Here is a 13,423-nt window from a genome sequence, read left to right on the forward strand (position 1 = left end):
ACCATGCACGATGAACCGCCGATCCTGATCGTCGAAGACGAACCCAAGCTCGCCGCCCTGATGCGCGACTACCTGGAGGCCGCCGGCTATACCACCCGGTGCCTGGACAATGGCCTGCACGTGGTGCCCGCCGTGCGCGCCCACGAGCCCAGGTTGATCCTGCTCGACCTGATGCTGCCCGGCCGTGACGGCATGCAGCTGTGCCAGGACCTGCGTGGTTTCAGCGCGGTGCCGATCATCATGATCACCGCCCGTGTCGAAGAAGTGGACCGCCTGCTCGGCCTGGAAGTGGGCGCCGACGACTACATCTGCAAACCCTTCAGCCCCCGTGAAGTGGTGGCCCGGGTCAAGGCCATCCTGCGCCGCAGCCCGCAGCTGCTCGGCACCGGCGCGCCGCGCCTGCTGATCGACGAAGCCCGCTACCAGGCCTCGCTGGACGGCATCGCGCTGGACCTCACGCCCCTGGAACTGCGCCTGCTCAACACCTTCGCCCGCGCCGCCGGCCGCGTGTTTTCCCGCGACCAGTTGCTGGATCACCTCTACTCCGACCACCGCGTGGTCACCGACCGCACGGTGGACAGCCATATCCGCAACCTGCGGCGCAAGCTGGAACAGGTATGCCCGGGGGAAACGCCGATTGAGTCGTTGTATGGGGTGGGGTATCGGTTTCAGTTGGCTGAAAAGCAGCCACAGGCCTGACAACACCCCTTCCCACATTGGGTTCTTCGGTGCTTGGAAGATTGAGGTTACATCGGCGTGCTGCTGATAACCCGCAGCGCCAACCCCTCGTACGCATCCAGGGTAATGGTGAACTCGCCCTCCGCCGTCAGGTCGCCCTCCACCCGTTCGTTGATGATGTCCACCACCATCCCCGCCGCGATATCCGGCAGGTTCAGGGTTTCGGTGATCGGCGTGGCGCCGAAGTTCAGCGCGGTGATTTGCGTGCCTCTGCCGGCCGGCAATTCGTGGACCATGATCAACAGGCCGGGGTTCTGCACGTCGGGCACCAGTATCTGGCGGCTGGCGGCGATGTCGTAGGCGCGGCGCACGGCGAGGATCTTTTGCAGTTGCGAGGCGAACGAGTCCGGGTCCTGCAACTGGCTGTTGAGGCTGCCGTAGAGGCTTTTCGAGCGCGGCATCTGGCCGGCCGACAATTCTGCGTCCGGGTTCAGGTCCACCAGGTCGTAGGCGCCGCGATGAATCCAGCGGGTATCGCCATCCTGCATCAAGTGCGCGACTTCCTCGGCGGCCAACGGCAGCGCGCCTACCAGGTCCCAGCCGGACAAGGCGAACACCCCGGGCTGCATGGCGTTGTACATCACCAGCAGTAAATGGATCTGGCGAATCTGTTGAATGTCGGCAGCACTGATCGCCTCCAGGTCGCGAATGCCCAGCGCGGCCGTGATGATGCTGGCGGTGGTGCAGGACACGCCATTGGTCACGAACTTGAGGTTATACGGCGCATGCTCGCCGGCCAGGCGTTCGTACATCTGCTCGCGGATGTGCTCGCGCAGGATATTGCCGGGGAATGTCTGCCCCTGGTAAAGGAAGGTGTCGTGGGCATGCAGGGTCCAGAAGTGCACCAGCTCCAGGGTCAGCTCATCGTGGTTCTGTAAGGCATGGATCAGCGAGCCGGGGTCGATGCCCTGGCGGTGCATTTCGCGCAGCATCAGGCGCAGGAATTCGGCATCGCCCATCAACAGCGCGTGCTGGTACGCCGGGCGGGTGATGAAGTCATAGGACAGGTCGGCGCCGCCATGGGACATCGACGCAATGTCATCCACCGTGAGGTTCAACTCCTGGAAGCTGAAACCACCGGCCTTGCGAATCGCCCCGCCCAGCAGTTGGTTGCCGGTGATCGACAGCGGATGGCTCTCGGACCAGGCCGTGCCATCGAGGGTGCGTTCCACGCCGAGGAAACCATTGGCGTCCAGGCGCAGGATCTTCGCGCCCATCACGTCGATGGCGTGCAAGGCGTCGCCGATGATCATCTGCTGCGCGGCGAAGGTCGGGTCGAGCCAGTTCAGCGACGGCTGGCCTTCCTTGAAGTAATGCAGGTACACCCAGCGACGCGGCTTGCCATCCACGCCGATGACCACCGGCGTGGTGCTCCAGTCGGTTTCCTTGACGCCGGGCTCGAAGAAGATCACCCGCTGTAACTGGCCGACGATATAGTGCTTGTCGCGCAGGGCGTCCACCTGGGCCGGGCTGAGGTTCTGCGCATCACGACCCTCGGTCACGTCGGGCAGCAGCGGCCAGTCTTCCTCGCGGATCTCCACCATATGGTAAAGGCCGGGGTAATCCTCGTAGGCCATCTCCGCCAGGCGAAAGTCCGCGCCCTTGCCGGTGTGGGACGGAATCACGTCGTCGATGATCACCGCATTGTGCGCCGCTGCCATGCGCGTCAACGCCTGCAACTGCGCCTCGGTGCCCAACTGCGGGTCGATCTCGAAGCTGATGCGGTCGAAATTGCCGTCGATGGTCGGCGTGTGCCGGGTGCCGGTCAGGCCACCGGATTTCTTCAGCGGGCCGTTATGGATGCCCTGGATGCCGATTTTCGACAGTGCATGCCACAGCGTCTCATCCCCCAACGCCTCCAGCACCGTACCGCCCTCGCGCGTCACAATCGACGCCGGGTAGGCGGTAAACCACACCGACGACAAGGCCGAGGCATCACGGGGCCGGGTCTGCGCATACGGCTGTTGCCACAACCGGCCCTGGCCCGAATAGAGCTTGGCGCGCTGGCGTGCCGCGTGCAGCATCGATTGTTCCACCAGCCAGTTCACATGGTTGTTTTCAGCCGCGGTCATAAGCTTGGTACCTGTCGTGGTTAAACATTACTCGTGAACATATGAGGGCTCGGTGGGCCATTCGTTGCATTGCAATGTGGCGTGCCTGAACGGGTGTAGATACCGTCTTGTCCAACACCGCACAAATCCGTAGCTGTCGAGCCCCGGCGAGGCTGCGTCGGCCGCGGCTCGAGCTTGAGTCGGCAGCGCGCCTGACGCAGCCTCGCTTGCGCTCGGCAGCTGCTACGGGGGTGGGGCCGTGAGGTGGATTGGTTTTCGTAGCAGCTGCCGAGCCCCGGCGAGGCTGCGTCGGCCGCGGCTCGGACTTGAGTCGACAGCGCGCCTGACGCAGCCTCGTTTGCGCTCGGCAACTGCTACGGGGGTGAGGCCGTGAGGTGGATTGGTTTTCGTAGCAACTGCCGAGCCCCGGCGAGGCTGCGTCGGCCGCGGCTCGGACTTGAATCGGCAGCGCGCCTGACGCAGCCTCGCTTGCGCTCGGCAGCTGCTACGGGGGTGGGGCCGTGAGGTGGATTGGTTTTCGTAGCAGCTGTCGAGCCCCGGCGAGGCTGCGTCGGCCGCGGCTCGAGCTTGAGTCGGCAGCGCGCCTGACGCAGCCTCGCCAAGGCTCGACAGCAAGGGAATCGAGTCGGGCTCTCAGCAGGTTTCCCGATACTGCCTAGGCGTAAACCCCGTCGATGCCTTGAACTGCCGGGTGAACGCGCTGTGGTCGGTATAGCCGCACTGCAGCGCGACCTCGGTAATCGGCATGTCGCTGTGCAGCAACCGATGGGCGTGTTCCAAGCGTACTTTCTGGATCATCTGCCGGGGTGTCAGGTGGAACACGCGCTTGCAGTAGCGCTCCAGTTGCGCCACGGAAATCCCGGCGATGCGCGTCAGTTCGCCGAGGGTGACACGGCGGTTGAAGTGCGTGCGGATATGCTCGTCCACAGCGGCCAGGCGTTGGTAGGCCGGGTGGGTTTGGCTGGCCGATTGCAGGTCGACCGAGATCCCGGCCAGGCCGATGATGCGGCCTTCGTGGTTGTACAGCGGCCATTTGTGGGTGAGGCACCAGCCGGGTTCGCGGCTGCCGTACAGGTGCAGTTCAAGTTGGTCTTCCAGCACAAAACCTTGCTGCAGCACGCGCCGGTCCTGCTCGGTGTAGCCCGGTCCCAATGGTGCGGGAAAGACGTCGGCGCTGGTCTTGCCCAGCAATGGTTGCAGCTGCTTGAGGCCGCAGCGCTGCACCAGGGTGCGGTTGGCGAGGACGTAACGGGCCTCCAGGTCCTTGATGAAGATGGCGGCATTGGGGATCACGTCGAGCATTGGCAGCAGCTGCGCCACACCGGCCAGTAGCTGCTCGATGCTGTGGGGAGGGCTGGCCCCTTGGCAAAGGCTCGCAAACGCGCGTTGAAGCATGAGTGTCTCTCCCCGGCTGTCACCTTGATGGCAAGCAGATTGCCCCATGCCTGGGGTGCTGTCGAGCAGGGCGAACTGTGCTGATTTCGTCATCGATGTCGGCAAAAAACATCAATCGCCGCCCAGCCTGCGCGTTCACGATAGGGCCACTGCATGCCTATCCCTACACTCACAAGAAGGCAGCCCACAGCTCTTATTGATGGAGCACGTTATGAAGCGACTGCATGTGATCGACTCCCACACCGGCGGCGAACCCACGCGCCTGGTGATGACCGGCTTCCCCGCGCTCAAGGGCGCGAGCATCGCCGACCAGTTGGAAAACCTGCGCACGGAGCACGACCCATGGCGCCGCGCCTGCTTGCTGGAACCCCGTGGCAATGACGTACTGGTGGGGGCGCTGTACTGCGCGCCCGTCACCCCGGGCGCCACCTGCGGGGTGATCTTCTTCAACAACGCCGGTTACCTGGGCATGTGCGGCCACGGCACCATCGGCCTGGTGGCGTCCCTGCAGCACTTGGGGCTTATCCAGCCGGGCGTGCACACCCTCGACACCCCGGTGGGGACGGTGGCCGCGACCTTGCACGACGACGGTGCCGTGACCCTGCGCAACGTGCCTGCCTATCGCTATCGCCAGCAGGTGACGGTGGATGTACCGGGCCATGGCGCAGTCCAGGGCGATATTGCCTGGGGCGGCAACTGGTTCTTCCTGGTCTGCGAGCATGGCATGGCGTTGGAGATGAGCAACGTCGATGCTCTCACCGACTACACCTGGGCGATGCTCAAGGCCCTCGAGGCCCAGGGCATCCACGGCGCAGACGGCGCCCTGATCGACCATATCGAACTGTTCGCCGACGACGCCCACGCCGACAGCCGCAACTTCGTCATGTGCCCTGGCAAAGCCTACGACCGCTCGCCCTGCGGCACCGGCACCAGCGCCAAGCTGGCGTGCCTGGCCGCCGATGGGAAACTCGCCCCCGGTGATACCTGGGTACAAGCCAGCATCACCGGCAGCCGCTTCGAAGGCCGATATGAATGGGACGGCACACGTGTCATCCCCTTCGTCACCGGCCGCGCCTACATGACCGCCGACAGCACCTTGCTGATCGACGAGCAAGACCCGTTTGCCTGGGGCATCTGAGCCCAACCCCTTTGATTGAACGCTGCAAGGAGCCAGGACAATGAGCGACAACATCTTCACCGGTTGCGTCCCCGCGCTGATGACCCCATGCACCGCCGCGCGCAAGCCGGACTTCGACGCGCTGGTCGCCAAGGGCCGCGAGTTGATCGATATCGGCATGAGCGCCGTGGTGTATTGCGGGTCCATGGGCGACTGGCCGTTACTCACCGAAGCCGAGCGCCAGGAAGGCGTGGCGCGCCTGGTGGCGGCCGGCGTGCCGACCATTGTCGGTACCGGCGCGGTGAACAGCCGCGAGGCGGTGGCCCACGCCGCCCACGCGGCCAAGGTCGGCGCCCAGGGCTTGATGGTGATTCCGCGCGTGCTGTCCCGAGGTGCTTCGGCCACCGCGCAAAAGGCGCATTTCTCGGCGATCCTCAAGGCCGCGCCCAACCTGCCGGCGGTGATCTACAACAGCCCCTACTACGGCTTCGCCACTCGCGCGGAGTTGTTCTTCGAACTGCGTCGCGAACACCCGAACCTGATCGGCTTCAAGGAGTTCGGTGGCGCTGCCGACCTGCGCTATGCCGCCGAGCACATCACCTCCCAGGACGACAGCGTGACCCTGATGGTCGGCGTCGATACCCAGGTGGTGCACGGTTTCGTCAACTGCAACGCCACAGGCGCGATCACCGGCGTCGGCAATGCCTTGCCCCGCGAAGTGCTGCACCTGGTGGCCCTGAGCAAGCAAGCCGCCAAGGGCGATGCCAAGGCCCGGCGCCTGGCGCGGGAACTGGAAGCGGCGTTGGCGGTGTTGTCTTCCTTCGATGAAGGCTGTGACCTGGTGCTGTATTACAAGCACCTGATGGTGCTTAACGGCGACACGGGCTACGCCCTGCACTTCAACGAGACCGACGTGCTCAGCGATGCCCAGCGGCGTTACGCCGAAACCCAGTACGCGCTGTTTCGCCAGTGGTATGCCAACTGGTCGAGAGAGGCGTAGCTGATGCACGACCCTGACCCCGCGGATATCGCCGTAATCGGAGCCGGCATCATTGGCGTTGCCTGCGCCCTGCAGCTGGCGCGCCAGGGGCGGAAAGTGCGGGTGATCGACCAGCAGGCGCCCGGCATGGGCGCCTCCTACGGCAACGCCGGGCACCTGGCGACCGAGCAAGTGTTCCCGATCGCCGACCTGTCGATCCTCAAGCGCTTGCCCGCCATGCTCATGGACCCCATGGGCCCGCTGCGCCTGGACTGGAAATACCTGCCACGCGCCCTGCCCTGGTTCATCCGCCTGCTGCTGAACCTGCGCCCGGCGAGTTACCAGGGCACGGTGACGGGTCTGCGCGCGCTCAATGAAGCGAGCTTTGGCGCCTGGCAACGGTTGCTGGCCAGTATTCAGCGCCCGGAGCTGTTGCGCGAAGATGGCTCGCTGCTGGTGTTCGAACGTTCAGACTCCCGCGCGGCCATCGATGGCTTGCAACGGCGCGTGCAGGCGCAAAACGTGCCGGTGGATTTCTGGTCGGCGGATGCCATTCGAGGGATTGCCCCGCAATTGGGCGCCCAGATCCAGGGCGGCCTGTTTTTCCCGCGAACAGGGCACTTCCTCGACCCTTACCGATTGGTCTGCGAATTGGTGGAGGCGGCCAAGGCCAGTGGCGTGCAGTTCCTCCAACACCAGGTGCTGGATGCGCGGGTTGAAGGCGATGGCGTCACCGTGAGCACCGATCAAGGCACCTTTGCCGCCCGCCAGGTGCTGATCGCCTGTGGCGCCCACTCGGCCAGACTCACCGCCGCCCTGACCGGCAAAAAAGTCCCGCTGGATACCGAACGCGGCTATCACCTGATGCTGCCCCATGAACATCAGCGCCTGCCGTTTGCCGTCACGTCCCTGGAGCGCAAGTTCATCATGACACCCATGACAGGCGGCCTGCGCCTGGCCGGCACCGTGGAATTCGCCGGCCTCGACCGCCCGCCGAACATGGCGCGGGCGTGGCAGTTGCATCGGTTGAGCCAGGGGTTGTTTCGTGAGGATTTGAGTGCAGAGGACGCGACCCCGTGGATGGGCTTCAGACCGTCGCTGCCGGATTCGCTGCCGATTATTGATCGGGTGTGTGACGGGAAGGTGCTGCTTGCGTTCGGGCATCAGCATCTGGGGCTGACCCAGGCGGCGGTGACGGCGGAGATGGTGGGGCAATTGGCGTCGGGGGCGCCTGCGTTTTCGGGGTTGCCGGCGCTAGGGCCGTATCGACTGGGGCGGTTTTGAGGTTCTTGTGGTGAGGGAGGCCCCACCCCGTCTTCGGCGCCGCGCTGTCGCGCAGCAAACTGGGACCTCTGTGGCGAGCGGGCTTGTCGAATCGTCGCACCGCCCGCGTTGGGGTACGAAGCGCCCCTGATGAAGACAAATGTGGTGTAGCAGACACTCCTCTGCGCCTGGTTTTGGGGCTGCTGCGCAGCCCAACGCGGGACAAGCCCGCTCACCACAATAAGCTTGCGCAGGCTCACCCGATAACCCATTCGAGATTGCACCTCCACGCCCCACGTGATCGAGGACTACTCCTAACCTGTGGCGAGCGGGCTTGCCCCGCGCTGGGCTGCGCAGCAGACCCAAAACCAGGCGCTGCGGTTTACCTGACAGAACACAGGGAGCCTGATTGGGGCTGCTTCGCAGCCCAGCGCGGGGCAAGCCCGCTCACCACAGCAAGCCCGCTCACCACAAGAATGCGCTCGCCTGAAATTATTTATGCAGGGCTCAAGACTTCAGTGTGAAAATTTAACCCTTTAAAATCATTAAGTTATTTTAAGTTTTATAAGAGTTTGCTCCCGCTGGACTGCGCAGCAGTCCCCTTTTTGGGGCCGCTTCGCGGCCCAACGGGAGCAAGCTCCCTCGCCACGGGGGTTACCGTTTGCTGTGCGACAGCGCTAAGCCGAAGATTCAGCGGGACCTCCCGTATTTGTACTGACTTCACTGAACGAGATTACCGGTCGAAGCAGCCAACAGGGCATCCGCCATGCCTTGGATTTCTTCGCACCTTACTTGACCAACCGCTTCTCCTTGGAGGGGCGATATCCGAAATACGAGCTGTAGCACTTGCTGAAATGGCTTGGCGAGACAAACCCGCACGCCACCAGCACCTCCACCTGTGACAGTTCGGTGTGCTGCAACAATCGGCGTGCTTCGGTGACGCGCAGTTCCATGTAGTAGCGCTGCGGCGTGGTGCCCAGTTGCTCCTTGAACAGGCGCTCCAGTTGGCGGCGCGAGCGGCCGGCGTAGACGGCAAGTTGGTCGAGTTCCAGCGGTTCTTCGAGGTTGGCATCCATCAGCTTGACCACTTCGCGCAGGGGCGCGCTGACGCTGACGTTTTCAGTGGGTTTGATCCGCCGGTAACGCGATTCCTCGAAGGCCAGGATGTCTTCGATACCTTCGACCAGGGCTTTGTCGTGCAAGCTTTTGATCCAGTCCAGGGCCATGTGGAAGGCGCCGGAGGGGCTCGACGCGGTAAGGCGGTCGCGGTCGATCACGTAGGGCTCGCTGGTAACGTGGGTGGCCTTGGACACTTCCGCCAGGGCCGGGCGGTGTTCGGGGTGGATGGCGCAGCGGTAGCCCTGCAACAGGCCGGCACGGCCGAGGAACCATGCGCCGTTCCACAACCCCGCGAGGCTCACGCCCTGCTCGGCGGCACTACGCAGCAGTTGGATCAGTTGGTCGTCAGCCTTGAGTTCGGTGCGAAAGCCGCCGCAGATCACCAGCAGATCCAGGCCTTGCAGCGCGGGCGCATCGAGACGCGCATCCGGCCGGATCACTAGGCCCAGGTCACTGATGACTTCCCCGTCGTCACAACCGAAGGTGCGCGTGGCGAACAGATCAGGTCGCAGCAGGTTGGCGGTGACCACGGTGTCGAGGGTCTGGGTGAATGCCGGCAGGGAAAAATGTTCGAGCAGCAGGAAGCCGACGCGAGTGACCGATGCCGGCTGGGAGGTTTCGTTGAGGTAGCGCAGGTTCTTGCCTTTCATGCCACCGCTGAACTGGCGTCTTTCCATCGAGGATTGGCCCACTTTTATTGTTGATGCAATGGGCGCCATCTTAGGGGGAAAAACGCTGGCTGTCTCAGGCACTGATCTTGAAAAAACCACGGGCGCCAAAAGCCCGTGGCAGAACCCTCGCCGACGCATCTGATACGGTTTTTTCTTTGCTATCTGCGCCTGTATTGAAACGCCGCCTGGGCGGACAATGACCCCCATCCCCACCCCCTTCCTTCGGAGGCCTTATGACCAAGATGGCGATTTTCCTGTTCGGTTTTTTGGTGCTGACCATCGGCATCGGCCTGCTGGCGACCATCTCGCCGGTTTAGCACCTAGCCGGCAAACAACATCGGGTACAGCGACAGCACCAGCAACCCGGCCATTGACCAATTGAACAGCCTCAACCAGCGCGGCTCGCGCAGCACATTACGCAAGCCGCTGCCACACCCGACCCACACGCACACGCTGGGTAGGTTGACCACGGCAAAGACCAGCGCAATCACCAGCACGTTGGTGACATAGCCCTCAGCCGGCGTATAGGTGGTGATGGCCCCGAGCGCCATTATCCACGCCTTGGGGTTCACCCACTGAAACGCCGCCGCGCCCAAGAACGTCATGGGTTTGCCGTGTTCATCATTGCTATCGGACATGCCGCCCGCCGTGGCGATCTTCCAGGCCAGGTACAGCAAGTACACCGCGCCCACATAGCGCAACACCGTGTAGGCCCACGGGAATACCTTGAACACTTCGCCCAGGCCCAGGCCGACCGAAATCACCAGCAGCATGAAGCCGATACTGATCCCCAGCGCATGGGGCATCGAGCGACGAAACCCGAAGTTCACCCCCGAGGCAAGCAACATGGTGTTATTCGGCCCTGGGGTGATCGAGGACACGAAGGCGAACAGCACAAAGGCTGACAGCAGGCTGGTAGACATGGACATGGTGCGGCATCCGAGCAGTGTGGTAGGCCTGCGACAGTAGTGGGTTATGCCGCCCGGCGCCCCGTACAGCCAGGCACGGATCGAGGCATACACTTCAGGTTCAGATGGCTCCGGCGTTTTCACAAAGCTTTCACAGACGCGGCCTTATGGTGAACCCAGCTCCTAATGAACATCCCTTTTAGCCCGTGCTCCCCATCGCGGGCTTTTCTTTGCCTGGGATTTATCCGGGGCAAAAAAAGAGGTGAGCCATAATTCATGGCCCACCTCTGGTTGACTAACGGTTAACGCGGACCACCGCCTGGGCCACCGCCTTGACCATGACCACCACCGCCGTGATCACCACCCCCGCCACCGCCCGGCGGCATGAATATCCAGCAGCCCGACAAGGTCGACAACAGCGCGACAACAACAGCCGCCTTGGTTAGGTAATTCAACTTCATGACAACGCTCTCTGCTTTACAAGGTTGGGTGTACGTCAAGTAAGACCTCGGTAAATGAAGTCCGTCATGAGTTTCGTGTAACGTCTTGGTAGGGTTTGTGTTGGGGTGGATACACGTCATTCGTTGATGCGAGTAAGGCCAACTTCGCTACCTGATCAGCACCAAAGGGAGAAGTAGATGAAAGAGTTGATACAGGGCCTCGATGGACCCAGAACTGCCCAGCAGGAATTGTTTTATGACCTGGAAGATGCAACTGCAGTCATTGGCTGGTCCGTGGTTGAACTGACAGCCCTGGCAAACAGCAGCAGGACGCCGAGTGAGGCGTTGGCGCTAATGAAGATCGGCACGTTGCTGGCAACTCAGCGGGATAAAATCGCCAGGTACGCGGGTGAAGTGAAGGCGCAGCGCATCAGCAGGTCAGAGACTGGCGCTGAAGATAGAGTTCAGTACGCTCAAGAATGAGGGCCTCGACTCGGAAATCGTAGCCAGCCCTCGATCTTTACGTCAGCGAATAGTGCGAGCCAGCGGGAGCCGACTCGATCAGGTCATTCGACAGCAGCGTCAGGTTGAGCGTTTCTCGTCGAGATCATGTAGTTTTTTAACACCCTTCCCCGTCTTCCGCTCGTATTGATGATGAAAAAACCAAACGACCAAAAGTAGCATCGCCAGACCAAAAATGAATAGCAGCAGCTCTATTGCGGGACCTTCGTGTGAAAACATTTTCGTTCCTCATCCTGAAGTAGCGTGACTTGAAAACAGCCACAACCGAAATTATTCGTAACAATACGAACATTTTCAGGGTAGTCGTCAACACGGGCCATGACAACCTTAAAAGCCTCCTGACCCTTGATCTAGACACGTCACTCGTCGAAAAAACCTTCGAGCGCGGGAGGGACACGGCACAACGCTGTACACAACGGGAAGGGAATGGCGCCTGCACAGGCGGATGCGGAGGAAGGTAGATCGGCCTGCTCGAGAGGTTGGCACCCGGGCCTTTTCTTCCGCCCAATAAAAAACCCCGTAGACGTTAATCTACGGGGTTTTCAAGAGTGGAGGCCGAGGTCGGAATCGAACCGGCGTAGGCGGATTTGCAATCCACGAAAATATCGCTTTTTATCAATAGCTTATGCATAGTTCTATTCCGCATCTATAGCATTTTATGCAGGCTGTAGCCCGCTGAAACCGTGCGGTTTAATTTCCATTGCGGAATGGATTTTCTACGCTTCGTCGCCTGAGGTCGCACTAGCTGACAACCTCGATTACTGTATGCGCATACAGTTACTGAGCTTACCCACAATGAACATCGACGAAGACACCTCCAAGTGGCTTGGTTGCCCCACGTCCCTCGAAATGTACCAACACCAGTGTGCCCTGCTCGAGGACGAGCTCATCCAGACTGAGGCGATGCTCAGAAAGGCGCGCGCCAATGTAGCCGGTCTGGTGCAGATGAATGACCTGCTCGCCACCGGCAAGGCATCAGCAGAGGCTGCACTCAGGCGAGCACTTGAGCGCAACTCAGACATGAATGATGAAGCACCTGACAATATGAGCTTTCGACCCATCGATTTAGTTACCGGTCAGCGCGATCACCTACTTAGGGAGAATCAGCGGCTGTTGATGGAATTGAAAGTCCTCAGGGGGCCACAGCCCTGACATAGGCCTGGCAAGCCCGCAGCGCGATCAGTCCTTGGTCGCCGTCGTCGGTGATGGCGAGAATTCGTTGAGCATGCGCTGGGTCAAGTTGGGCTCGCGCGGCTCCATGAACCACGCCGACGGTGCCGGAGGCGGCAGGCACGTTGCAGCTACTGGCTGGGGCCTCGGCAAGGAGGATTGACAGCCGCAGATCAGAAGTGGCAAGGCGATCGCGCAGGCGAGCCTGATTGGTTTTGGCATCAGATAATTCCTTGGTGTGTTGTTGGTCCTGCTTGGCGAGCTGCTGCTCGGTGGCCACGCGCTTACCCTGCTCGGCGCGGGCCTGAGCGGAGGCGGCATTGCTGATCGCGGCCAAGTCATCCTTGTGCAGTCCGGCCTGCTTGGCGAGTTTCTCTCCCATGCGCCAATCCTGCACCTGCCAGGCCCCGCCAAAGCCAACGGCCAGCGCTAGCACGAATGCCAGCCCCAGGCCGATCAGCTTTTGCACCGGCGTCATCACGGCACATCCTTGAAGAAAATGTGGTGCCCAAGGCGGACTGTCTCCTTGGCGCCCGCCACCCATGCCGGTGGCTTCGGCATGGTCGTAGCGTAGTAGTGAGTGGCGCCGCCGCTTGGATCGGGCACCGCGCCGGACATCACCAGGTCAGCAGCTTTCTGCGCCTGGGCGAACTGCGCGGCCGGGATCTGCTTAGCGCCGCTCAGGTAGGCGTAGTTTGGATCGTTCTTGTTCCAGCAACTGAACTGCCAGGGCTTCAGGCAAACGCCGGCATAGCCCTCGCCCCACCAAGATTTGGCCTTGCCGTCGAACACCCGATTGCGGACGGTCCAGGCAACTGCGATCTGTCCGGCCAGGCCTTCGCCGCGGGCCTCACCCCAAAGCGTGCGCGCCAGGACATCACGGTCTTTCTCGTTTGCGTTCATGCTTTTCTCCAGGCAAAAAAATACCCGCTAATGGCGGGGGGTTGAGTTCACAAAGCAGATGAACCTGAATGCATCAGAAATGACACCTTTTGCTATTTCCCTGTAGAATATCGAGCAATATCTATT

At 61.9% G+C, this 13,423-nt stretch carries 13 protein-coding genes; 6 read left to right on the forward strand and 7 right to left on the reverse strand.

Annotation, left to right across the window (positions count from 1 at the left end):
* Nucleotides 1–3 precede the first annotated feature (3 nt).
* Nucleotides 4–699: a response regulator gene (locus tag BLW22_RS14510; protein ID WP_065946925.1), complete on the forward strand. Its 696-nt coding sequence runs from the start codon at nucleotides 4–6 to the stop codon at nucleotides 697–699.
* A gap of 47 nt (nucleotides 700–746) precedes the next feature.
* Here BLW22_RS14510 and treS read toward each other — a convergent pair whose 3' ends face one another.
* Complete coding sequence (treS, locus tag BLW22_RS14515) at nucleotides 747–2,810, reverse strand: maltose alpha-D-glucosyltransferase (protein WP_074846860.1); 2,064 nt, start codon at nucleotides 2,808–2,810, stop codon at nucleotides 747–749.
* Nucleotides 2,811–3,443: 633 nt separating this feature from the next.
* Nucleotides 3,444–4,205 carry an AraC family transcriptional regulator gene (locus BLW22_RS14520; protein ID WP_027606712.1) on the reverse strand — a complete coding sequence of 254 codons (762 nt, stop codon included), beginning with the start codon at nucleotides 4,203–4,205 and terminating at the stop codon, nucleotides 3,444–3,446.
* Nucleotides 4,206–4,416: 211 nt separating this feature from the next.
* On the opposite strand from BLW22_RS14520, the gene BLW22_RS14525 reads away from it, so the two are divergent.
* From BLW22_RS14525 to BLW22_RS14535, 3 genes are read left to right on the forward strand one after another with little or no spacing between them, the layout of a single operon-like run.
* Complete coding sequence (locus BLW22_RS14525; RefSeq protein WP_065927387.1) at nucleotides 4,417–5,343, forward strand: 4-hydroxyproline epimerase; 927 nt, start codon at nucleotides 4,417–4,419, stop codon at nucleotides 5,341–5,343.
* Nucleotides 5,344–5,383: 40 nt separating this feature from the next.
* Nucleotides 5,384–6,322: a dihydrodipicolinate synthase family protein gene (locus BLW22_RS14530; protein ID WP_074846861.1), complete on the forward strand. Its 939-nt coding sequence runs from the start codon at nucleotides 5,384–5,386 to the stop codon at nucleotides 6,320–6,322.
* Nucleotides 6,323–6,325: 3 nt separating this feature from the next.
* Nucleotides 6,326–7,585, forward strand: coding sequence for an FAD-dependent oxidoreductase (locus tag BLW22_RS14535; protein WP_074846862.1), 1,260 nt, complete (start codon nucleotides 6,326–6,328; stop codon nucleotides 7,583–7,585).
* Nucleotides 7,586–8,352: 767 nt separating this feature from the next.
* On the opposite strand, the gene BLW22_RS14540 is transcribed toward BLW22_RS14535, so the two are convergent.
* From BLW22_RS14540 to BLW22_RS35000, 3 genes are all read right to left on the reverse strand, one after another.
* Nucleotides 8,353–9,360 (reverse strand): GlxA family transcriptional regulator, encoded by a 1,008-nt coding sequence (locus BLW22_RS14540; RefSeq protein ID WP_074846863.1) that lies wholly within the window; start codon nucleotides 9,358–9,360, stop codon nucleotides 8,353–8,355.
* Between the two features lie 314 nt (nucleotides 9,361–9,674).
* Nucleotides 9,675–10,283, reverse strand: a complete 609-nt coding sequence (locus tag BLW22_RS14545) for a LysE family translocator (protein WP_065927383.1) — start codon at nucleotides 10,281–10,283, stop codon at nucleotides 9,675–9,677.
* 281 nt (nucleotides 10,284–10,564) lie between these two features.
* Nucleotides 10,565–10,723: a hypothetical protein gene (locus tag BLW22_RS35000; RefSeq protein WP_162844265.1), complete on the reverse strand. Its 159-nt coding sequence runs from the start codon at nucleotides 10,721–10,723 to the stop codon at nucleotides 10,565–10,567.
* A 177-nt stretch (nucleotides 10,724–10,900) separates the two neighbouring features.
* Between BLW22_RS35000 and BLW22_RS14550 the strand changes: the two genes are divergently transcribed.
* Nucleotides 10,901–11,185, forward strand: a complete 285-nt coding sequence (locus BLW22_RS14550) for a hypothetical protein (RefSeq protein WP_065927382.1) — start codon at nucleotides 10,901–10,903, stop codon at nucleotides 11,183–11,185.
* Nucleotides 11,186–12,019: 834 nt separating this feature from the next.
* The gene (locus tag BLW22_RS14555; protein WP_074846864.1) at nucleotides 12,020–12,376 is read left to right on the forward strand and encodes a hypothetical protein; all 357 of its coding nucleotides are present in this window, start codon (nucleotides 12,020–12,022) and stop codon (nucleotides 12,374–12,376) included.
* On the opposite strand, the gene BLW22_RS14560 is transcribed toward BLW22_RS14555, so the two are convergent.
* Complete coding sequence (locus tag BLW22_RS14560) at nucleotides 12,357–12,872, reverse strand: lysis system i-spanin subunit Rz (RefSeq protein WP_074846865.1); 516 nt, start codon at nucleotides 12,870–12,872, stop codon at nucleotides 12,357–12,359. The genes BLW22_RS14555 and BLW22_RS14560 overlap by 20 nt on opposite strands.
* The gene (locus BLW22_RS14565) at nucleotides 12,872–13,297 is read right to left on the reverse strand and encodes a cell wall hydrolase (protein ID WP_074846866.1); all 426 of its coding nucleotides are present in this window, start codon (nucleotides 13,295–13,297) and stop codon (nucleotides 12,872–12,874) included. Before BLW22_RS14565 ends, BLW22_RS14560 begins: the two co-directional genes overlap by 1 nt.
* Nucleotides 13,298–13,423 lie beyond the last annotated feature (126 nt).

The organism is Pseudomonas marginalis (assembly GCF_900105325.1).
Classification (GTDB): Bacteria; Pseudomonadota; Gammaproteobacteria; order Pseudomonadales; family Pseudomonadaceae; genus Aquipseudomonas; species Aquipseudomonas marginalis.

What these genes read in the sequence shown, in the direction of transcription:
- treS (WP_074846860.1), bottom strand. Translation starts at nt 2,810, where the DNA reads ATGACCGCGGCTGAAAACAACCATGTGAACTGGCTGGTGGAACAATCG.
- BLW22_RS35000 (WP_162844265.1), bottom strand. Translation starts at nt 10,723, where the DNA reads ATGAAGTTGAATTACCTAACCAAGGCGGCTGTTGTTGTCGCGCTGTTG.
- BLW22_RS14530 (WP_074846861.1), top strand. Translation starts at nt 5,384, where the DNA reads ATGAGCGACAACATCTTCACCGGTTGCGTCCCCGCGCTGATGACCCCA.
- BLW22_RS14520 (WP_027606712.1), bottom strand. Translation starts at nt 4,205, where the DNA reads ATGCTTCAACGCGCGTTTGCGAGCCTTTGCCAAGGGGCCAGCCCTCCC.
- BLW22_RS14550 (WP_065927382.1), top strand. Translation starts at nt 10,901, where the DNA reads ATGAAAGAGTTGATACAGGGCCTCGATGGACCCAGAACTGCCCAGCAG.
- BLW22_RS14510 (WP_065946925.1), top strand. Translation starts at nt 4, where the DNA reads ATGCACGATGAACCGCCGATCCTGATCGTCGAAGACGAACCCAAGCTC.
- BLW22_RS14535 (WP_074846862.1), top strand. Translation starts at nt 6,326, where the DNA reads ATGCACGACCCTGACCCCGCGGATATCGCCGTAATCGGAGCCGGCATC.
- BLW22_RS14525 (WP_065927387.1), top strand. Translation starts at nt 4,417, where the DNA reads ATGAAGCGACTGCATGTGATCGACTCCCACACCGGCGGCGAACCCACG.
- BLW22_RS14540 (WP_074846863.1), bottom strand. Translation starts at nt 9,360, where the DNA reads ATGGAAAGACGCCAGTTCAGCGGTGGCATGAAAGGCAAGAACCTGCGC.
- BLW22_RS14545 (WP_065927383.1), bottom strand. Translation starts at nt 10,283, where the DNA reads ATGTCCATGTCTACCAGCCTGCTGTCAGCCTTTGTGCTGTTCGCCTTC.
- BLW22_RS14560 (WP_074846865.1), bottom strand. Translation starts at nt 12,872, where the DNA reads ATGACGCCGGTGCAAAAGCTGATCGGCCTGGGGCTGGCATTCGTGCTA.
- BLW22_RS14565 (WP_074846866.1), bottom strand. Translation starts at nt 13,297, where the DNA reads ATGAACGCAAACGAGAAAGACCGTGATGTCCTGGCGCGCACGCTTTGG.
- BLW22_RS14555 (WP_074846864.1), top strand. Translation starts at nt 12,020, where the DNA reads ATGAACATCGACGAAGACACCTCCAAGTGGCTTGGTTGCCCCACGTCC.